General features: G+C 72.3%; 17 protein-coding genes and 1 pseudogene. 6 read left to right on the top strand and 12 right to left on the bottom strand.

The window, feature by feature from the left end; genetic code table 11:
• Positions 1 to 376 precede the first annotated feature (376 nt).
• The 3 genes from ACFW1A_RS13185 to ACFW1A_RS13175 all read right to left on the bottom strand — a co-directional run bounded on the left by ACFW1A_RS13185 (position 377) and on the right by ACFW1A_RS13175 (position 4,125).
• Positions 377 to 1,930 (bottom strand): CoA-acylating methylmalonate-semialdehyde dehydrogenase, encoded by a 1,554-nt coding sequence (locus ACFW1A_RS13185; protein WP_380408246.1) that lies wholly within the window; start codon positions 1,928 to 1,930, stop codon positions 377 to 379.
• A 141-nt stretch (positions 1,931 to 2,071) separates the two neighbouring features.
• Positions 2,072 to 2,536, bottom strand: coding sequence for a hypothetical protein (locus ACFW1A_RS13180; RefSeq protein WP_380408244.1), 465 nt, complete (start codon positions 2,534 to 2,536; stop codon positions 2,072 to 2,074).
• A gap of 59 nt (positions 2,537 to 2,595) precedes the next feature.
• Positions 2,596 to 4,125 carry a gamma-aminobutyraldehyde dehydrogenase gene (locus ACFW1A_RS13175; RefSeq protein WP_380408242.1) on the bottom strand — a complete coding sequence of 510 codons (1,530 nt, stop codon included), beginning with the start codon at positions 4,123 to 4,125 and terminating at the stop codon, positions 2,596 to 2,598.
• 202 nt (positions 4,126 to 4,327) lie between these two features.
• Here ACFW1A_RS13175 and ACFW1A_RS13170 point away from each other — a divergent pair, with 202 nt between their 5' ends.
• Positions 4,328 to 5,977 (top strand): PucR family transcriptional regulator, encoded by a 1,650-nt coding sequence (locus tag ACFW1A_RS13170; RefSeq protein ID WP_380408240.1) that lies wholly within the window; start codon positions 4,328 to 4,330, stop codon positions 5,975 to 5,977.
• Positions 5,978 to 6,013: 36 nt separating this feature from the next.
• Here ACFW1A_RS13170 and ACFW1A_RS13165 read toward each other — a convergent pair whose 3' ends face one another.
• The 3 genes from ACFW1A_RS13165 to ACFW1A_RS13155 form a co-directional block, all read right to left on the bottom strand.
• Positions 6,014 to 7,372: an aspartate aminotransferase family protein gene (locus ACFW1A_RS13165; RefSeq protein WP_380408238.1), complete on the bottom strand. Its 1,359-nt coding sequence runs from the start codon at positions 7,370 to 7,372 to the stop codon at positions 6,014 to 6,016.
• 129 nt (positions 7,373 to 7,501) lie between these two features.
• Positions 7,502 to 7,633 (bottom strand): hypothetical protein, encoded by a 132-nt coding sequence (locus ACFW1A_RS13160; protein WP_380408236.1) that lies wholly within the window; start codon positions 7,631 to 7,633, stop codon positions 7,502 to 7,504.
• 63 nt (positions 7,634 to 7,696) lie between these two features.
• Positions 7,697 to 9,142: a gamma-aminobutyraldehyde dehydrogenase gene (locus ACFW1A_RS13155; RefSeq protein WP_380408234.1), complete on the bottom strand. Its 1,446-nt coding sequence runs from the start codon at positions 9,140 to 9,142 to the stop codon at positions 7,697 to 7,699.
• Between the two features lie 318 nt (positions 9,143 to 9,460).
• Between ACFW1A_RS13155 and ACFW1A_RS13150 the strand changes: the two genes are divergently transcribed.
• The 4 genes from ACFW1A_RS13150 to ACFW1A_RS13135 all read left to right on the top strand — a co-directional run bounded on the left by ACFW1A_RS13150 (position 9,461) and on the right by ACFW1A_RS13135 (position 13,451).
• Positions 9,461 to 9,934 carry an Lrp/AsnC family transcriptional regulator gene (locus tag ACFW1A_RS13150; protein WP_110669795.1) on the top strand — a complete coding sequence of 158 codons (474 nt, stop codon included), beginning with the start codon at positions 9,461 to 9,463 and terminating at the stop codon, positions 9,932 to 9,934.
• Positions 9,931 to 11,325 (top strand): aspartate aminotransferase family protein, encoded by a 1,395-nt coding sequence (locus tag ACFW1A_RS13145; protein ID WP_380408231.1) that lies wholly within the window; start codon positions 9,931 to 9,933, stop codon positions 11,323 to 11,325. The genes ACFW1A_RS13150 and ACFW1A_RS13145 overlap by 4 nt, the downstream gene beginning before the upstream one ends.
• Positions 11,326 to 11,553: 228 nt before the next feature.
• Positions 11,554 to 12,285: an ABC transporter ATP-binding protein gene (locus ACFW1A_RS13140; protein ID WP_380408229.1), complete on the top strand. Its 732-nt coding sequence runs from the start codon at positions 11,554 to 11,556 to the stop codon at positions 12,283 to 12,285.
• 8 nt (positions 12,286 to 12,293) lie between these two features.
• Positions 12,294 to 13,451, top strand: coding sequence for a hypothetical protein (locus ACFW1A_RS13135; RefSeq protein WP_380408227.1), 1,158 nt, complete (start codon positions 12,294 to 12,296; stop codon positions 13,449 to 13,451).
• Between the two features lie 84 nt (positions 13,452 to 13,535).
• Here ACFW1A_RS13135 and rlmN read toward each other — a convergent pair whose 3' ends face one another.
• From rlmN to rpsB, 6 genes are all read right to left on the bottom strand, one after another.
• Complete coding sequence (gene rlmN / locus ACFW1A_RS13130) at positions 13,536 to 14,636, bottom strand: 23S rRNA (adenine(2503)-C(2))-methyltransferase RlmN (protein WP_380408225.1); 1,101 nt, start codon at positions 14,634 to 14,636, stop codon at positions 13,536 to 13,538.
• A gap of 82 nt (positions 14,637 to 14,718) precedes the next feature.
• Positions 14,719 to 15,633: a phosphatidate cytidylyltransferase gene (locus ACFW1A_RS13125; RefSeq protein WP_380408223.1), complete on the bottom strand. Its 915-nt coding sequence runs from the start codon at positions 15,631 to 15,633 to the stop codon at positions 14,719 to 14,721.
• Positions 15,633 to 16,190: a ribosome recycling factor gene (gene frr, locus ACFW1A_RS13120; RefSeq protein ID WP_380408222.1), complete on the bottom strand. Its 558-nt coding sequence runs from the start codon at positions 16,188 to 16,190 to the stop codon at positions 15,633 to 15,635. The genes ACFW1A_RS13125 and frr overlap by 1 nt, the downstream gene beginning before the upstream one ends.
• 93 nt (positions 16,191 to 16,283) lie before the next feature.
• Complete coding sequence (gene pyrH, locus ACFW1A_RS13115) at positions 16,284 to 17,039, bottom strand: UMP kinase (protein ID WP_380408254.1); 756 nt, start codon at positions 17,037 to 17,039, stop codon at positions 16,284 to 16,286.
• Positions 17,040 to 17,241: 202 nt separating this feature from the next.
• Complete coding sequence (gene tsf, locus ACFW1A_RS13110) at positions 17,242 to 18,081, bottom strand: translation elongation factor Ts (protein WP_380408220.1); 840 nt, start codon at positions 18,079 to 18,081, stop codon at positions 17,242 to 17,244.
• Positions 18,082 to 18,211: 130 nt separating this feature from the next.
• Positions 18,212 to 19,093, bottom strand: a complete 882-nt coding sequence (rpsB, locus tag ACFW1A_RS13105) for a 30S ribosomal protein S2 (RefSeq protein ID WP_380408219.1) — start codon at positions 19,091 to 19,093, stop codon at positions 18,212 to 18,214.
• 409 nt (positions 19,094 to 19,502) lie between these two features.
• Here rpsB and ACFW1A_RS13100 point away from each other — a divergent pair.
• A pseudogene (locus ACFW1A_RS13100) lies at positions 19,503 to 20,105 on the top strand (peptidoglycan DD-metalloendopeptidase family protein); the annotation flags it as partial.
• Positions 20,106 to 20,168: the final 63 nt, after the last annotated feature.

Raw genomic sequence — 20,168 nt, 5'->3', positions numbered from 1 at the left:
TTTCGTCTTCTGCGACCTGACGGCCCGTCCGACGTGTTGAACTTTAGCCCAACTCCGCTCCGAAAAGCGAATCCGGGCCCCCGGACTTCTCCGGGAGACACCACCGAGGAATTACCGGCGCAGCACAACGGACCGGCCCCGTGCGAACGCACGAAGAACCAGCACAGAAGTAGTGCGAGAGGTATTTCCTGGGAGTGGCCGCTCCGGGACCGTCCACACAGACGCGTGTCCGGTGCTCCCTGCCGAGCGACTAGGACACGCTACGCCCTTCCTGGCTCGGGGGCAAACCGTCGCCGGACGGCACGGGGAGCACCGCGAGGACACGGCGAGGGCCGGCCCGCCCGCGAGGGGTGGACCGGCCCCGTTTGAGCAGTTGTCAGCTGTTGGTCGGGAAGCCCAGGTTGATCCCGCCGTGCGAGGGGTCCAGCCAGCGCTGGGTCACCGCCTTGCCCCGGGTGAAGAACTGCACCCCGTCCGGGCCGTACGCGTGGGTGTCACCGAACAGCGAGGCCTTCCAGCCGCCGAAGGAGTAGTAGGCGACCGGCACCGGGATCGGCACGTTGATGCCGACCATGCCGACCTCCACCTCGTGCTGGAAGCGCCGGGCCGCGCCACCGTCATTGGTGAAGATGGCGGTCCCGTTGCCGTACGGGTTGGCGTTGATCAGCGCCAGGCCCTCCTCGTAGGAGGAGACCCGCACCACCGAGAGCACCGGGCCGAAGATCTCGTCGTTGTAGACGGACATGCCGGGCTTCACCCGGTCGAACAGCGTCGGGCCGAGCCAGAAGCCGTCGGTCGTGGGCTCGCCGTTGGCGTCCTCGGCGGTGATCACGTGCTTGCGGCCGTCGACGGTGAGCTCGGCGCCGTCGGCCACGCCGGACTCCACGTAGGAGGCGACCTTGTCCCGGTGCTGGCCGGTGACCAGCGGGCCCATCTCCGAGTCGCCGTTGCAGCCGGGGCCGACCTTGAGGGTGGCCATCCGCTGCTTGATCTTCTCCACCAGCTCGTCGCCGATCGGGTCGACCGCGACCAGCACCGACACCGCCATGCAGCGCTCGCCGGCCGCACCGAAGCCGGCGTTCACCGCGGCGTCGGCACTCAGGTCCAGGTCGGCGTCGGGCAGCACCAGCATGTGGTTCTTCGCTCCGCCCAGCGCCTGCACCCGCTTGCCGTACCGGGTGCCGGTCTCGTACACGTAGCGGGCGATGGGGGTCGAGCCGACGAAGCTGACCGACTTGATGTCGGGGTGCTCCAGCAGCCGGTCCACCGCGACCTTGTCGCCGTGCACCACGTTGAAGACACCGTCCGGCAGACCGGCCTCGCGCCACAGCTCCGCCAGGAAGTTCGCCGCCGAGGGGTCCTTCTCCGAGGGCTTGAGCACCACGGTGTTGCCGGCCGCGATGGCGATCGGGAAGAACCACATCGGCACCATGGCCGGGAAGTTGAACGGCGAGATGATGGCGACCGGGCCGAGCGGCTGGCGGATCGAGTAGACGTCGATGCCGGTGGAGGCCTGCTCGGTGAAGCTCCCCTTGATCAGCTGCGGGATGCCGCAGGCGTACTCCACCACCTCCTGGCCGCGGGCCAGCTCACCGAGCGCGTCCGAGTGCACCTTGCCGTGCTCGGAGACGATCAGCGCGGCCAGCTCGTCCTTGCGCGCGTTGAACAGCTCCCGGAAGGCGAAGAGCACCGAGGTGCGCTTGGCCACCGAGGCGTTGCGCCACTCGCCGAACGCGGCGGAGGCGGCTGCCACCGCCTGGTCGACCTCGGCGATCCCGGCGAAGTCCACCTGGCCGGCGACCCGACCGGTGGCGGGGTCGTAGATGTCTCCGCGGCGGGGCGCGGTGCCGGCCGTCGGGACCGGCGCGCCGCCGATCCAGTGGACGACGTGCTTCTCCGCGCCGCTGCGGCGCTCAGGGGACGTGCTCACGGTGGTCTGCCTCCCAAATTCACTGGCTCGTCATCCAGTCTGGTCGGCCGGTTCGGGCGGCTCAACGAGCACACTGACGGGGATACCCCGTTTGGCCTTACATCCCGTCGGGACCGGGGGTCCCGGGACCGCCCTCCCGCCTCACGGGTGCTCCCCCGGCCCGGCCAGACCGGCGGCCGCTCCGTGCAGTGCGAGCTCCAGCACCGCGGGGTCGGTCAGCCTGCCGGAACCGTCGGGCGCCACCAGCCAGCGCAGTCCCCGACCGCGCCGGTCCGGGTGCGGGACGGCCACCCACGCGCCGTCGCCCGCGCCGTGCACGCCCGTGCCGATCCAGCGCGTCGCCGTCCCCACCGGCACCAGGTAGCCCACGGTGTCGTCGCCCGGGTCGAACAGCACCGGGCCGCGGCCGCTCGGCGGGCCGGCGGCCAGCAGCCGCAGTGCGGGCAGCCCCAACCCGGCCGGCACCCGCAGCACGTCCCAGTACCGCCCGGCGGGCAGCAGCACGACGCCGTCGGCGCTGCGCTCCCACTCCCGCCGGCAGGCGGCCGGATCCGGTGCGGCCGCCGCCAACCAGGCCGCCGCGTCCTTCGCTCGGCTGCTGTCCATGACCCGCCCTCCGTGCCGCTGATCCGTCATCAGCTGGAGAGCGGCTCGGGGGGCAGCTCTTACACGACTCCGGCCCGGTCGCCGAAGACCGTGCGGTGCCAGTCCTTCCGGGCCACCGCCGTCGTGTCGTACATGACGTGCTTGACCTGGGTGTACTCGTCCAGCGAGTACTGCGACATGTCCTTGCCGTAGCCGGAGGCCCGGAACCCGCCGTGCGGCATCTCGCTGACGATCGGGATGTGGTCGTTGATCCAGACGCAGCCCGCCGCCAGCTCCCGGGTCGCGCGCAGCGAGCGGTGCACGTCGCGGGTCCAGGCGGAGGCGGCCAACCCGTAGGGGGTGTCGTTGGCCAGCCGCAGGCCTTCCTCGTCGCTGTCGAAGGGCAGCACCACCAGCACCGGACCGAAGATCTCGCCCTGCACCACCTCGCTGTGCTGCGGCGCCCCGGTGATCAGGGTGGGCAGGTAGTACGCGCCGCGGGTCAGGTCAGTCCCGTCGTGGCCGACAGCGCCGCGGGCTCCGCCGGTGACCACGGTGGCGCCCTGTGCACGGGCCCGCTCGACGAAGCCGGCCACCCGGTCGCGGTGGGCGAACGAGACGAGCGGGCCCAGGTCGGTCCGCGGGTTGCGCGGGTCGCCCAGCCGGACGGCGGCGAACAGTTCGGCGACCCCGGCCACGAAGTCGTCGTAGTGGCGGCGCTGCACGTAGGCGCGGGTGGCCGCGGTGCAGTCCTGGCCGGCGTTGATCAGCGCCGCGGCCACCACGCCCTGCACGGCGGCCGACAGGTCGGCGTCGTCGAAGACCACGAAGGGCGCCTTGCCGCCGAGCTCCAGGTGGATGCGCTTGACCGTGGCCGTGGCCAGCTCGGCCACCCGCTTGCCGACCGGGGTGGAGCCGGTGAACGAGACCATGGCCACCCCCGGGTGGCTGACCAGGTGCTCGCCGGCGCCGCGCCCCGCGCCGGTCACCACGTTGACCACGCCGTCCGGCAGGCCGGCCGCCGTGCAGGCGCGGGCGAACATCAGCGAGGTGAGCGGGGTGAGCTCGGCGGGCTTGAGCACCACCGTGTTGCCCGCCGCGACGGCCGGCAGCACCTTCCAGGCCGCCATCTGCAGCGGGTAGTTCCACGGGGCGATCGAGCCGATCACGCCGATCGCCTCCCGCCGCACGTAGGAGGTGTGGTCGCCGGAGTACTCGGCGGCGGCCTTGCCCTCCAGCTGGCGGGCGGCGCCGGCGAAGAACGCGGCGTTGTCGACGGTGCCGGGAACGTCGAACTCGGTGCTGAGCTTGATCGGCTTGCCGGTCTGCGCGGTCTCCACGGCGGCGAAGTCGGCCGCGTGCTGGTCGAGGATCGCGCTCAGCTTCAGCAGCGCGGCGGAGCGCGTCGCGGGGCTGGCCGCCGACCACTCGGGCAGTGCGGCGGTGGCGGCGGCCACGGCGTCGTCCACGTCGGCGGTCGAGGCGAGGCGGACCTGCTCGACGGTGCTGCCGTCGGCGGGGTTGACCACGTCGAAGGGCTCCATGCCGGTGCCGGGCACGGCTCGGCCGCCGATGTACTGGGCGCCTGTGGCGAAGTCGGTCAGCTTCATGGGTCGGTTCTCCTCCATAGGTGCCATTGCACCCGGTTCGCTCCCGCCGACCCTGCCGCTCGCCACCGGGCCGGACAAGGGTCACTCCGACAGCCGAGCCGCCAAGCGGCTTACAGGGTGCCAACCCCCTGCGGGGGTGACAGATCGTCATGGCGAGGCAAGATTCTGCTGACACCCTGCTCCACCGTCAGGAGGCCCCTGCGTGCTGCCCACCGTCTCCCAGGTCCTCGAACTCGACGCGCTGCGCCGCGGTCTGCCGCAGGTGGTGGCCGGGGCCGCACAGTTGAACCGCCCGGTGCGCTGGGTGCACGTCAGCGAGCTGCCGGACGTGGCCGGGATGCTGCACGGCGGCGAGCTGGTGCTGACCACCGGGATCGCGCTGCCGGACGACCGCGAGGGGCTGGCGCGGTACGTCCGGGAGCTGGTCGAGGTGGGGGCTGCCGGACTGGTGGTCGAGTTCGGCCGGCGCTACTTCGACACCCTGCCGCGGGCCCTGGTGCACGCGGCCGAGCAGCGCGGGCTGCCCCTGGTGGTGCTGCGCCGGGAGATCCGCTTCGTCGCGGTCACCGAGGCGGTGCACGCGCTGGTGGTCAACGCGCAGCTGGAGCAGCTGCGGGCGTCCGAGGCGGTGCACCAGGTCTTCAACGAGCTGGCCGTGGAGGGCGCGGAGCCGGCCGAGGTGCTGCGCCAGATCGCCCGGATGGCCGGACGGCCGGTGGTGCTGGAGAACCTCAGCCACCAGGTGCTGGCGCACGACCCGGCCGGGCGGACCGAGGACGAACTGCTGGAGCACTGGGAGCGCCGCTCGCGCGCGGTGCGCCCGGCCGGGCGCACCGGCTACGACCCGCGCAGCGGCTGGCTGGTGACCGTGGTGGGTGCGCGCGGCGAGGACTGGGGCCGGCTGGTGCTGGTGGACGAGCCGGGGGTGCCGTCCGAGCCGCAGGCGCACCCGCGGGCGATGCTGCTGGAGCGCGGGGCGGCCACCCTGGCGCTCAACCGGCTGCTCGTGCGCGACCGGGAGAGCCTGGAGCGGCAGACCCACCGCACCCTGCTGTCCGGCATCCTGACCCACGCGCTGACCGTGTCCGAGGTGGCGCTGCGCGCGCAGGCGCTGGGGGTGCCGTTGGAGGGCCGGCGGCTGGTCGGGGTGGTGCTGCGCCGGCGCGGCGGTCCGCTGCCGGCCGCGCTGGAGGCGCAGGCGCGGCTGCGCGACTTCACCGAGCTCGCGGCCGGGGCGGCCCGCTCCTGCCGGCTGGCCGCGCTGGTCGGCGCCCTGGACGACGAGGGGGTGGGCCTGCTGATCGCGCTCGGTTCGCAGCAGGACGAGCACACCGCACTGGAGGGCTTCGCCGCCACGCTGCGCCGGCTGCTGGCGGACAGCGGCAAGGAGAAGGACGGCACGCCGCCGGTGGTGGCGGTGGGGTCCTCGGTCGGCTCGGTGCGCGATGCCCGGCGGACCCTGATGGAGGCGACCCAGGTGGCGGACGCGGCGCTGCACGACGCCCCGGGGGCCCGGGCGGCCTCCTACTACCGGCTGCCGGACGTGCGGCTGCGCGGTCTGCTGCACCTGCTGCGCGACGACGCCCGGCTGCAGACCTACGTGGAGCGCGAGCTGGGACCGCTGCTGGCGTACGACGCGGAGCAGGGCTCGCAGCTGGTCCAGCTGCTGCGGGTCTACCTGGAGCAGGGCCGCAACAAGTCGGCCGCGGCGGATGCGGCGCACCTGTCGCGGCCGAGCTTCTACGACCGGTTGCACAAGGTGGAGCGGATCCTGGCGGTGGACCTGGACCAGGTGGAGTCCTGCCTGTCGCTGCACGTGGCGCTGCTCGCGCTGGACGCGGTGCGGCGCTGAGCCCGCGTCCGGTGCGGACGCGGGCCCGGAAGCGGGTCAGCGCACGTGCGCGTCCACCACGGTGAGCGCCTCGTCCAGCGCCGCCAGGCCCTCCTCGGCCTCCGCGACGCTGATCGTGCACGGCGGCACCACGTGGAACCGGTTCATGTTGGTGAACGGCCACAGTCCGCGCTTCTTGCAGGCCGCCGCCAGCTCGGCCATCGGGGCGTTGGCCGCGCCGGTCGCGTTGTACGGGACCAGCGGCTCGCGGGTGGCCCGGTCGCGGACCAGGTCGAGCGCCCAGAAGACGCCCATCCCGCGCACGTCGCCGATCACCGGGTGACGCTCCGCCAGCGCGCGCAGGCCCGGGCCGAGCACGGTCTCGCCGATCTCCCTGGCGTGCTCGACGATGCCCTCCTCGGCCATCGCCGTGAGGGTGGCGACCGCGGAGGCGCAGGCCAGCGGGTGCCCGGAGTAGGTCAGACCGCCGGGGAACGGGCGCTCGGCGAAGGTGGCGGCGATCTCGGCGTTGATCGCCACGCCGCCCAGCGGGACGTAGCCGGAGTTGACGCCCTTGGCGAAGGTCAGCAGGTCGGGGGTGACGCCCCAGTGGTCGGCGGCGAACCAGGCGCCGGTGCGGCCGAAGCCGGCCATCACCTCGTCCAGGACGAAGACGATCCCGTACCGGTCGCAGATCTCCCGGACCCCGGCCAGGTAGCCGGGCGGCGGGACCAGGATGCCGGCGGTGCCGACCACGGTCTCCAGGATGATCGCGGCCACCGTCTGCGGGCCCTCGAAGGCGATCACCTGCTCCAGGTGGGCCAGCGCGCGCTCGCACTCCTGCGCCTCGTTCTCGGCGTGGAAGGCGGAGCGGTAGGGGTGCGGGCCCCAGAAGTGCACCACGCCGGAGGTGCCGGTCTCGTTCGCCCAGCGGCGCGGGTCGCCGGTCAGCGCGATCGCGTTGGCCGTGGCCCCGTGGTACGAGCGGTAGGTGGAGAGCACCTTCTGGCGGCCGGTGTGCAGCCGGGCCATCCGGATCGCGTTCTCGGTGGCCTCGGCGCCGCCGTTGGTGAAGAAGATCTTGTCCAGGTCGCCCGGCGTGCGCTCGGCGATCAGCCGGGCCGCCTCGCTGCGCGCCTCGACCGCGAAGCCGGGGGCCAGGGTGCAGAGCTTGCCGGCCTGCTCCTGGATCGCGGCGACCACCTTGGGGTGCTGGTGGCCGATGTTGGTGTTCACCAGCTGGGAGGAGAAGTCGAGGTAGCGGTTGCCCTCGTAGTCCCAGAAGTACGAACCCTCGGCACCGGCCACCGCGAGGGGGTCGATCAGGGCCTGGGCGGACCACGAGTGGAAGACGTGCGCGCGGTCGGCGGCCTTGACGGCCTGCCCGGCGGCAGGATCGGCGGTGGGGATGCTCATGACCGCCAGCGTAGGGAAGACGCCGCGCGCCGGGCAGGCGCATCTTGTCAGGTGGTCGGGCCGCCGGGCTGACACTGTGCAAAGGGCCAAGGGGATTCCCCTTGGCCCTTGCTCACATCGGACGATCCTTCAGACCGCGCCCGTCCGGCGCCGAACGGTCACGACCCGCCAGATCGCGGTCATGCTGCGCCCAACGGTCACGACCCGCCAGATCGCGGTCATGCTGCGCCGAACGGTCACGACCCGCCAGATCGCGGTCATGCTGCGCCCAACGGTCACGACCCGCTAGATCGCGGTCATGCTGCGCCGAACGGTCACGACCCGCTAGATCGCGGTCATGACGTGCTTCACCCGGGTGTAGTCCTCGAAGCCGTAGCCCGACAGGTCCTTGCCGTAGCCCGACTTCTTGAAGCCACCGTGCGGCATCTCCGCGACCAGCGGGATGTGGGTGTTGATCCACACGCAGCCGAAGTCCAGCCGGCGCGACATCCGCATCGCCCGGGCGTGGTCCTTGGTCCACACCGAGGAGGCCAGCGCGTACTCGACGCCGTTGGCGTAGGACACCGCCTGGTCCTCGTCGGTGAACTTCTGCACCGTGATGACCGGGCCGAAGACCTCGTTCTGGATGATCTCGTCGTCCTGGTTCAGGCCGGAGACCACGGTCGGGGCATAGAAGTAGCCGACCTCGCCGACCCGGTGCCCGCCGGCCTCGACCGTGGCGTGCGCGGGCAGCCGCTCGATGAACCCGGTCACCTGCTGGAGCTGGTTGGCGTTGTTCAGCGGGCCGTAGAGCACGTCCTCGTCGTCCACCCCGCCGGTCTTGGTCTCCGCGGCGGCCTTCGCCAGCGCGGCCACGAAGGCGTCGTGGATCGACTCGTGCACCAGCACCCGGGTGGCGGCGGTGCAGTCCTGGCCGGCGTTGAAGAAGCCGGCGACCGAGATGCCCTCGACCGCCTCGGCGATGTCGGCGTCCTCGAAGACCACGACCGGGGCCTTGCCGCCGAGCTCCAGGTGGACCCGCTTGACGTCCTTGGCGGCCGACTCGGCCACCTGGATGCCGGCCCGCACCGAGCCGGTGATCGAGGCCATCGCCGGGGTGGCGTGCTCGACCATCGCCTTGCCGGTCTCCCGGTCGCCGCAGAGCACGTTGAAGACGCCGGCCGGCAGCTCCAGCTCGGCCAGCACGCCGCCGATGATCTCGGCCAGCAGCACGGTGGAGGCGGGGGTGGTGTCGGACGGCTTGAGCACCACGGTGTTGCCGGCCGCGATCGCCGGGGCGAACTTCCAGACGGCCATCATCATCGGGTAGTTCCACGGCGCCACCTGGGCGCAGACGCCGACCGGCTCGCGCCGGACGATCGAGGTCATCCCGTCCATGTACTCGCCCGCGGCCTTGCCCTCCAGCAGGCGGGCGGCACCGGCGAAGAAGCGGATCTGGTCGACCATCGGCCCGATCTCCTCGGACTTGGTCAGCCCGCGGGGCTTGCCGGTGTTGCGGCACTCGGCGTCCACCAGCTCGTCGCCCCGCGCCTCGACCGCGTCGGCGATCTTCAGCAGCAGCTTCTGCCGGGTCGACGGGGTGGCGTCGCGCCAGGTCTCGAAGGCGGCGGCGGCCGAGGCCATCGCCGCGTCCACGTCGGCCGCGCCGGACAGCGGGGAGGTCGCGTACGCCTGGCCGGTGGTCGGGTCGACGATCTCCAGCGTGCGGCCGTCGGCCGCGTCGACGAACTGGCCGTTGATGTAGTTGCGCAGCGTACGAAGGTCGCTCACGACTCTCTCCTCGGGTTGCGGTCGGCGCGGTCGGCGGCCGATCCGTCATGGGGCTGTGCCAGTGGACCGGGTGGGTGACCCGGTCCGGCGCCGGAGGGACGCCGGGTGGCCGGGCTGGGTGTCGCACGGTCCACTGGTGGGGAGCGTACGCCCCACCGGGACGCGCGCGCGTGACATGGCCAGGTTAGCCGGAAGTCTGCTGGGATCGACATAGTCGTGCGCAGATCGCAATGAAATCCGCAGGGCTTCCCGATCAGGGCAACGAAATCAGCAGGCATCGCACTTGCGCTCGGTGGATCCGTCGGGCACAGTGGCCGCGTGGCCAACCGCGACCGGAACAGCAGCGTTCCCCTCGACTCCGTCTCCAAGGCGATCATCGAGCAGCTGCAGGAGGACGGCCGCCGGGCGTACGCGACCATCGGCAAGGCCGTCGGCCTCTCCGAGGCCGCGGTCCGGCAGCGGGTCCAGAAGCTGCTCGACCAGGGCGTGATGCAGATCGTCGCCGTCACCGACCCGCTCACCGTCGGGTTCACCCGGCAGGCGATGGTCGGCATCACCGCCGAGGGCGACATCGAGCCGATCGCCGACGCCCTGGCCGCCATGGACGAGGTCGACTACGTGGTCTGCACCGCGGGGTCGTTCGACCTGCTGGCCGAGCTGGTGTGCGAGGACGACGAGCACCTGCTCGAAATGATCAACAAGCGAATCCGCGCGCTTCCCGGCGTGCGGAGGACCGAGAGCTTCGTTTACCTGAAGCTCCGGAAACAGACCTACACCTGGGGCACCCGATGAGCGCCGACCCGGCACAGAAGGACCTTTCGAAGACCGCCTACGACCACCTGTGGATGCACTTCACCCGCATGTCGTCGTACGAGAACTCCCCCGTCCCCACCATCGTGCGCGGCGAGGGCACCTACATCTGGGACGACAAGGGCCGCAAGTACCTCGACGGCCTGGCCGGCCTGTTCGTGGTGCAGGCCGGTCACGGCCGCGAGGAGCTGGCCGAGGCCGCTGCCAAGCAGGCCAAGGAGCTCGCCTTCTTCCCGGTCTGGAGCTACGCCCACCCCAAGGCCGTCGAGCTGGCCGAGCGGCTGGCCAACTACGCCCCCGGCGACCTGAACAAGGTCTTCTTCTCCACCGGCGGCGGTGAGGCCGTCGAGACCGCCTGGAAGCTCGCCAAGCAGTACTTCAAGCTGACCGGCAAGCCGACCAAGTACAAGGTCATCTCGCGTGCCGTCGCCTACCACGGCACCCCCCAGGGCGCCCTGTCGATCACCGGTCTGCCGGGCCTGAAGGCCCCGTTCGAGCCGCTGGTGCCGGGCACCCACAAGGCGCCGAACACCAACATCTACCGCGCCCCCGCCTTCCTCGCCGGCCCCGACGGCACCGTCGACCCGGAGGCCTACGGCCGCTGGTGCGCCGACGAGATCGAGGTGGCGATCCTCAACGAGGGCGCCGAGACGGTGGCCGCCGTCTTCGTCGAGCCGGTGCAGAACGCCGGCGGCTGCTTCCCGCCGCCGCCCGGGTACTTCCAGCGGCTGCGCGAGATCTGCGACCGGCACGACGTGCTGCTCGTCTCGGACGAGGTCATCTGTGCCTTCGGCCGCCTCGGCACCATGTTCGGCGCCGACAAGTTCGACTACCAGCCCGACATGATCACCTGCGCCAAGGGCATGACCTCGGGCTACTCCCCGATCGGCGCCACGATCATCTCCGACCGGATCGCCGAGCCGTTCTACAAGGGCGACAACACCTTCCTGCACGGCTACACCTTCGGTGGCCACCCGGTCTCCTCCGCGGTGGCGCTGGCCAACCTCGACATCTTCGAGCGCGAGGGCCTCAACCAGCACGTGCTCGACAACGAGGCCGCCTTCCTCGGCACCCTGAACAAGCTGCGCGACCTGCCGATCGTCGGCGACGTGCGCGGCAACGGGTTCTTCTACGGCATCGAGCTGGTGAAGGACAAGGTCACCAAGGAGTCGTTCAACGACGACGAGGTGGAGCGCGTGCTCTACGGCTTCCTCTCCAAGGCGCTGTTCGACAACGGCCTCTACTGCCGTGCCGACGACCGTGGCGACCCGGTCGTCCAGCTGGCCCCGCCGCTGATCTCCGACCAGTCGACCTTCGACGAGATCGAGCAGATCCTGCGGACCAGCCTCACCGACGCGTGGGCGAAGATCTGACGCTCCGCCGGCGCTCGCGGGACCTCCCGGGGCCGGATCCGGCAGCCTCCTCCTCAGGGCTGACGGGTCCGGCCCCGGGGCTTTTACTGATGATCTGCTGATGGTTCGTCCGGGTTTATGACAACTACTCCGGGTGTGCCGCAACCGCGCCGGGGCGATGTCGTTCTAATCTGACGACTGTCATTCCTTTGCACCCCGCAGAGCCGATCACGACCGGCGGAGGAACACATGTCAGCGGCCCCGCCCGACAACGACGTGCTGTGGGCGCGTGGCATCGTCAAGTCCCACCACGGCACCCCGGCGCTGCGCGACGTCTCGCTCGGTGTCCGCGAGGGCGAGGTGCTCGCCGTCACCGGCGCCCGGGGCTCGGGCAAGTCCACCCTGCTCGGCTGCCTCTCCGCCCAGCTCCCGGTCGACGCGGGCGAGGTCTGGTTCAACAGCTCGCCGGTGCACACCCTCGGCCGGGCCGGCCGGGAGAAGCTGCGCCGCGACCGGTTCGGCTTCGTCGGCTCCGAGCCGCAGCTGGTCCCGGAACTGACGGCGCGGGAGAACGTCGCGCTGCCGATGCTGCTGGCCGGCGCCGGCCACCGGTCCGCCTACGGCGCGGCCGACGACTGGTTGGAGCGGCTCGACGTGGCCGACTGCGCCAGGCGCCGCCCGGAGGAACTGGTCCGCAGTCAGTGCCAGCGGATCGCGGTGGCCCGGGCACTCGCCCCGCTGCCCCGGGTGGTCTTCGCCGACGACCCGACCGCCCCGCTGCACCGCGAGGCCCGGGACCAGGTGCTGCGGATACTGACCACCGCCGCCCGCTCCCACCAACTGACCCTGGTGCTGGCCACCCACGACCCCGAGCTGGCCCGGTACGCGGACCGCACGGTCGCCCTGGTGGACGGCCGCACCCCGGCGCCCGCCACCGCGGTCCGGCGCCCGTCGCCCGCGCCCGTCGCCGCTTCACACTGAGGACGCAGGTGTTCTATCTCCGGCTGGTCAGGGGCTACCGGGTCGTCGACCTGGGCCGCTGGCTCCTCACCGCGACCGCTGCCGCCGTGGTCGCCGCCTTCCTGCTGCGCGCGCTCGGCCGGGCGCTGAGCGACCCGCCCGGCGCCCACTCCGCGGCCGAGCGGCTGCTCTGGTGCCTGCCGCCGCTGATCGCCGTCGGCTGGTTCGCGGCGATCGCCGCCCGTGCGCTGCCGGTCCACCGGGCCGAGCGGATCGCCGGGCTGCGGGCGGCCGGCGCCGGGCCGCGGCGGCTGCGGCTGCTGATCGCCGGCGAGGTCGCCCTGGCCTGCGCGGCCGGCGCGCTGGTCAGCCTCCTGCTCTTCCTGGTGCTGCGCAACGACATCGCGGGGCCGGTCCTGGCCCCCGAGCTCGGCATGGGTGAGCCGCTGCCGCCCGCCGCGCCGATCGCCCTGGTCACGCTGCTGCCGCTGGTCGGCGGGATCGCGGCGGCCCTCGCGGTGCCGGGACGGGACGCGCTGCCGCAGGACCGATCGGCGCCGGCCGGCGCGGCGTTCGGACTGCCGCGCGTCCTGGCGGCCGGCCTGCTCACCGCCGGCGGCACGCTGACCGAGCTGTACGCGCTGCGCCCGGCCGCGGCCGACGACCCGCGCCCGCTGCAACTGCCGGCGGACCTCGGGCACACCAACGCGCTGCTGTTCGGCGGCTGGGCGGCGGCCGCGCTCGGCGCGGCCCTGCTCACCGGTCCGCTGCTGGCCGGGGTGGGTCGGCTGCTGGCACTGGGCCGCCCGGGCGCCCGCCGCCTGCTGGCCGGGCGCGGGCTGACCGGCCTGGCGCCGCGGCTCAGTGCCCCGCTGGCGGCGCTCGCGCTCACCCTGGCCGTGGTGCTCACCGCGGTGCGGCACTGGGTGGCGCCCGGCGCCTCGGGCACCGGGCCGTTGCCGGCCGCCGAGGCACTGCTGGTCACCGGCTGCGCGCTGGCGGCCGTCGTCGCCCGGCTCACCGAGCTGCGGGCCGCCCGCCGCCCGGTCGGCGAGACGCTGCTGCGCCTCGGCTCCTCCCCGCAGCTGCTGGCCGCCGCCACCCTGCTGCGCTGGTCGCTGGCCGGTCTGGTGCTGCTGGCCACCGGCGGACTGACCGCCGTGCTGGGCGCGGGGATGCTGACCTGAGGTCAGCACCCCCGGCGCCCGCGCCTGCTCGGCCCCGCCTGCTCGGCCCCGCCTGCTCAGCCGCGCCTGCTCAGCCGCTTCTGCTCAGCCCGCCGCGGCGAGCTGGCCGCAGGCCCCGTCGATCTCCTGGCCGCGGGTGTCGCGGACCGTGGTCGGCACCCCGTGCGCCTCCAGCCGGCGGACGAACTCGCGCTCGTCCTCGGGCCGGGAGGCGGTCCACTTGGAGCCCGGGGTCGGGTTCAGCGGGATCAGGTTGACGTGCACCCGGTGGTTCTTGATCAACCGGCCCAGCAGGTCGGCCCGCCAGGCCTGGTCGTTGATGTCCTTGATCAGCGCGTACTCGATGGAGACCCGGCGGCCGGACTTCTCCGCGTAGTGCCACGCGGCCTCCAGCACCTCGGCCACCTTCCACCGGGTGTTCACCGGGACCAGCTCGTCGCGCAGCTCGTCGTCCGGGGCGTGCAGCGACAGCGCCAGCCGGCAGCTCAGCCCCTCGTCGGCCAGCCGGTGCATGGCCGGCACCAGGCCGACGGTGGAGACCGTGATGCCGCGCTGGGAGAGCCCGAAGCCGTCCGGCGCCGGGTCGGTCAGCCGCCGGATCGCGGCCAGCACCCGGTTGTAGTTGGCCAGCGGCTCGCCCATGCCCATGAAGACCACGTTGCTCAGCCGGGCCTCGCCGCCGGGGATCTCGCCGCTGCGCAGCGCCCGCATGCCGGCCGCGATCTGCTCGACGATCTCGGCGGTGGACAGGTTGCGGGTCAGCCCCGCCTGGCCGGTGGCGCAGAACGGGCAGTTCATCCCGCAGCCGGCCTGCGAGCTGATGCACATGGTCACCCGGTCCGGGTAGCGCATCAGCACCGACTCGACCAGGGTGCCGTCGAACAGCCGCCAGAGCGTCTTGCGGGTGGCGTCGTCGTCGCAGGAGACGTGCCGCACCACGGACATCAGCTCCGGCAGCAGCTCGCCGGTCAGCTTCTCCCGGCTGGCCGCCGGGATGTCGGTCCACCCGGACGGGTCGGCGGACAGCCGCCCGAAGTAGTGGTTCGACAACTGCTTGGCGCGGAACGGCTGCTCGCCGAGCTCGGCGACGGCCGCCTTCCGCGCGGCGGGGTCGAGGTCGGCGAGGTGTCGCGGGGGCTTGGCGCCGCGCGGCGCGACAAACGTGAGTTCTCCGGGTGCAGGCATGGTCCGTCCAGTGTCGCAGATGCGGCGCGGGCCCCGGACGGGTCTGCCGTCCGGGGCCCGGGCACGCGGGGGTGCCGCTGGATCAGCTGCCGACGAAGGCGGCCAGCAGCAGCCAGACCACCGGAGCGGTGGGCAGCAGCGAGTCCAGCCGGTCCATGATGCCGCCGTGGCCGGGGAGCAGGGTGCCCATGTCCTTGATCCCCAGGTCGCGCTTGATCATCGACTCGGCGAGGTCGCCCAGGGTGGCGATGAGCGCCGCGCAGCCGCCCAGGATCAGGCCCTGCCACCAGTGGCCGTCCTTGATGATCCACTCCATCAGCAGCGCGCCGGCCAGCATCGACAGGCCGATGCCGCCGGCCAGCCCCTCCCGGGTCTTGCCCGGGCTGATGGTCGGGGCCAGCTTGTTGCGCCCGAACTTGTACCCCACCGCGTACGCCCCGGTGTCGCTGCAGATGGTGACCACCAGGAAGAGCACGATCCGCTGCGGGCCGTCGTGCGCGGCCAGCATCAGCGCCACGAAGGTGGCCAGGAACGGCACGTAGAACGCGGTGAAGACGCCCGCCGTTATGTCCCGCAGGTAGTTCTCCGGCGGTTCCTTCATCCGCCAGATCATCAGCGCCAGCGCGGTCAGCGCCAGCGCCGCCGCGGCGCCCTGCGGGCCGATCCAGTAGCCGGTGGTGAGCATCGCGACGCCGCCCAGCAGCAGCGGCAGCTGGGCGACCCGGATCTCCTTGCGCTCGGCCAGCCGACTGGTCAGCTCGTAGCTGCCGATCGACACCGCGGCGACCACCACGGCCAGGAAGAGCACCTTCACCACGAAGAGCGAGGCGATGATCACCGCCCCCAGGCCCACTCCCACGCCTATCGCGGCGGGCAGGTTGCGGCCACCGCGCTGCTTGCGGGGCTGCTGCGGCTCGGGCTGGGCCACCGGACTCTCCTGCGGGGGTGCGGACTCGGTTGCGCCCCTGGTGCCTGGGGCGTTCGGGGCGTCGTTCATCAGACCTCGAGGAGCTCGGCTTCCTTGTGCTTCAGCAGCTCGTCGATGCTCGCCACGTACTTGGCGGTGACGTCGTCGAGCTCCTTCTCGGCCCGGCGCACCTCGTCCTCGCCGGCCTCCTTGTCCTTGACCAGCTTGTCCAGCGCGTCCTTGGCCTTGCGGCGGATCGAGCGCATCGAGACCTTGGCGTCCTCGCCCTTGCTGCGCGCCAGCTTGATGTACTCCTTGCGGCGCTCCTCGGTCAGCTGCGGGAAGTTCACGCGGATCATGCTGCCGTCGTTGGAGGGGTTCACGCCCAGGTCCGAGTCGCGGATCGCCTGCTCGATGTTGCGCAGCGCGCTCTTGTCGAACGGGGTGATGACCGCCATCCGGGGCTCCGGCACGGAGAAGGAGGCGAGCTGGTTGATCGGGGTGGGGGCGCCGTAGTACTCGGCGACGATCTTGTTGAACATCGCCGGGTGGGCCCGGCCGGTCCGGATGGCGGCGAAGTCGTCCTTGGCGACCGCGACGGCCTTCTCCATCTTCTCCTCGGCCTCGAGGAGGATCTCTTCGATCACAGTCTGCTCCCTGTCCGGTTGCCCGTGGCGCTCACCGCCCGTGGCGTACTGATTGGCCCCACCGTGCTCGGGCGGGGCGCGGTTGACGACTGCTCAGGCCCGGACGGAATCCTGGCTGATGAGTGTGCCGATCTTCTCACTCCTGACGGCGCGAGCGATATTGCCCTCGGCCAGCAGCTCGAAGACCAGGATCGGCAGGCCGTTGTCCTTGCACAGGGTGATCGCGGTCAGGTCGGCGACCTTCAGGTCGCGGGCGATGACCTCGGCGTACTCCAGTGCGTCGAAGCGCACCGCGTCCGGGTTGGTCCTGGGGTCGGAGTCGTAGACGCCGTCCACCCCGTTCTTGCCCATCAGCAGCACCTCGGCATGGATCTCCAGGGCGCGCTGCACGGCGGTGGTGTCGGTGGAGAAGTAGGGCATGCCCATCCCCGCGCCGAAGATCACGACGCGGCCCTTCTCCAGGTGCCGGATGGCCCGCAGCGGCAGGTACGGCTCGGCGACCTGGCCCATGGTGATCGCGGTCTGGACCCGGGTCTCGATCCCTTCCTTCATCAGGAAGTCCTGCAGCGCGAGGCAGTTCATCACGGTGCCGAGCATGCCCATGTAGTCCGAGCGGGCCCGGTCCATGCCGCGCACCTGCAACTCGGCACCGCGGAAGAAGTTGCCCCCGCCGATGACCACCGCGACCTCGGTGCCCTGCCGGACCACCGTCGCGATCTCGCGCGCGATCTTGTGGACGACGTCGGGGTCGACGCCGAGGCCGCCTCCGCCGGCGAACGCCTCACCGGACAGCTTGAGCAGAACGCGGCGGCCCACGCCGTCCTGCGCGGTCTCCTGCGTCTCCTGCATGGACTTCTCCTTCTGCACCTGCTGCTTCACGGGCCCGGGTGTGCGGCGCCCTGGCCCGCGTGTACACGCGAGGAGGCCACTGCCGCGGGAACCGGTACGGTCTCCTGCACGGCAATGGCCTCCTCGTCGTTCTGGTGCCGACTCACTGGGTCACAGCTGCGGCGGCGGTTCCTACCTTAGGCCGGAACCGGGTGAACGTGTCTCAGGCACCGACGCGGAAGCGGGCGAAGCGCTTGAGGGCGACGCCGTTCTCCTCGAGGACCTTGGCGACGGTCTTCTTGTTGTCCTTCGCGAAGGCCTGCTCCAGGACGGAGTTCTCCTTGACGAAGCCGGTCACGCGACCCTCGACGATCTTCGGCAGGGCGGCCTCGGGCTTGCCCTCCTCGCGGGCGGTGGCCTCGGCGACGCGGCGCTCGTTCTCGATGTCCTCGGCCGGGATGTCCTCGCGGGACAGGTACTTCGGCGCGAAGGCGGCGATGTGCTGCGCGACGTCCTTGGCGACCTCGGCGTTCTCCTGGTCCAGCTCGACCAGGACACCGATGGCCGGCGGCAGGTCCGGGTCGGTCTTGTGCAGGTAGACCGCGACGAAGCCGTCACCGGCGTACTGCGCGAAGCGGCGGAAGACGATCTTCTCGCCCAGGGTCGCGTTGGCCTCGTCCACGAACTGCTGGACGGTCTGGCCGGCGGCGATCTCGGAGGCCAGGGCGGTCTCCAGGTCGGCCGGGGAGGTGGCGGCCACGTGGGCGGCGAGCGCCTCGGCGACCTCGACGAACTTGCCGCCCTTGGCGACGAAGTCGGTCTCGCAGTTGAGCTCGACCAGCACGCCGGACTTCTTGTCCTCGGCGATCAGCGCGGCGACGGCGCCGTTGGAGGCGTCGCGGCCCTCGCGCTTGGCGACGCCCTTCTGGCCCTTGATGCGGAGGAGCTCGACGGCCTTCTGGACGTCGCCCTCGGCCTCGTCGAGCGCCTTCTTGCAGTCCATCATGCCGGCGCCGGTGAGCTCACGGAGCTTCTTGACGTCCGCGGCGGAGATGTTCGCCATGGTGTGAATCTCTTCTCGCGTCTCGCGTGTCTGCGGGGTGGGTGCGCCGGGGCTCGTGGTTCAGCCCCGGCACGTGGAGAGAGGGGCACTCGCCGGTGCGTACCGGCGACTGCCCCTCACCCTCGGTACGTCAGGCCTGCTCGGCCTCGGTGGCCTCGGCGGCCGGAGCCTCGGTCGCCTCGGCAGCGGGGGCCTCGGCCTCGACGGCGGGGGCCTCGGCCTCGGCGGCCTTGGTCTCACCGGTGGCCAGCAGGTCCTGCTCCCAGTCGGCCAGCGGCTGGCCGGCGCCCGGCTCGGCCTTGACGTCGCCCTTGGCGACACCGGCGCGGGCCTTGAGGCCCTCGGCGACGGCGTCGGCGATCACACGGGTCAGCAGGGTGACGGAGCGGATCGCGTCGTCGTTGCCCGGGATCTTGTAGTCGACCTCGTCCGGGTCGCAGTTGGTGTCGAGGATCGCGACGACCGGGATGTTGAGCTTGCGGGCCTCGCCGACCGCGATGTGCTCCTTCTTGGTGTCCACGATCCACACCGCGCTCGGGACGCGCTGCATGTCGCGGATACCGCCGAGGGTCTTCTCCAGCTTGTCGTGCTCGCGCTGGAGGACCAGGAGCTCCTTCTTGGTGAGGCCGGAGCCGGCCACGTCCGAGAAGTCGAGCTCGCCGAGCTCCTTGAGGCGCTGCAGGCGCTTGTAGACGGTGGAGAAGTTGGTCAGCATGCCGCCGAGCCAGCGCTGGTTCACGTAGGGCATGCCCACGCGGGTGGCCTGCTCGGCGATGGCCTCCTGGGCCTGCTTCTTGGTGCCGACGAAGAGGACGCTGCCGCCGTGGGCAACGGTCTCCTTGACGAACTCGAACGCGCGGTCGATGTAGTTCAGCGACTGCAGCAGGTCGATGATGTAGATGCCGTTGCGCTCCGTGAAGATGAAGCGCTTCATCTTCGGGTTCCAACGACGGGTCTGGTGACCGAAGTGGACGCCGCTCTCCAGCAGCTCCCGCATCGTGACAACGGCCATGGCCGTGTGCTCCTCGTGTTGCGCCCGGCTCATTGGTGCTGCCCCCGTGCGGGGACACTCGGCAACTACCGGGTCTGGCTCGGTTGTCCGTGCCGGTCGGGCGACCGCCACGCCTGACGCCCCGACGTGCCGAGCCGACCGGGCCTGGCGGCGGCGGGGCCGCGGCAGGCTCGGCTGGACCGAGCGGCACTCGCACCTGGCGAACGGCGGCGCGGGGCCGCGTTCCGCCGGTGGCGGGGCGTGCGAAGTCGACCCGGCGGACCGGGTCGCGTGTGAAGTGTACGGGAAGGCCCGAGCGACCGGCGACTCTGCGCCGGGCGGGCGGCAGGATTGTCCACAGGGGCGGGGTTGTCCACAGGTTCGCGGGTGACGGTGGTCACAGCGCGGACGGGGGCGGAACCTCGGCGGCATGAGGAACCTGACGATTCGTCCGGACCGGTCGGTGCGGTCGGTGCGGTTGGTGCGGCCCGACCGGTCGGTGCGGCTGGTGGCGGTGGTGGCGGTGCTGGTCTGGCTGGCGCCGCCCGCGGTGGCGGTGGCGGTCGACGCCGGTGGACGGGCGGCCGGCTCCGGAGCGTGGGCCGCCGGGTACGCGGCGCGGGCGGCCGGCACCGGGGCCCGCTCTGGCTCCGGGGCCGGGGCGTGGGCCGGGGCGTGGGTCGAGGCGGTGGCGGCGGCCGGACCGGGCCCGGGTCGCGGTCCCGGCCGGGCCTGGCCGGTGGGCGGGCCCGGCGGGCTGCGGCAGCGGTTCGCGGCGCCGCCCAAACCCTGGTCCGCCGGGCACCGCGGGGTGGACCTGGCGGCCGAGGAGGGGGCGGTGGTGGGGGCCGCCGCACCCGGGGTGATCGGTTTCGCGGGCGAGGTGGCCGGGCGCCCGGTGGTGACGGTGCTGCATCCCGGCACCGGCAGTCCGCCGCTGCGCACCACGTACCTGCCGGTGGCCGGTGCGCCGCCGGTCGGCACCGCGGTCGCGGCCGGGCAGGCGATCGGCCGGGTGGCGCCGGGCACCGGCCACTGCGCGGCGGGGTGCCTGCACTGGGGGCTGCTGCGCGGCGAGCGGTACCTCGATCCGCTG

It is taken from the genome of Kitasatospora sp. NPDC058965, assembly GCF_042741245.1.
Lineage (GTDB): Bacteria > Actinomycetota > Actinomycetes > Streptomycetales > Streptomycetaceae > Kitasatospora.
This window is presented reverse-complemented; position numbering and strand designations above follow the sequence as displayed.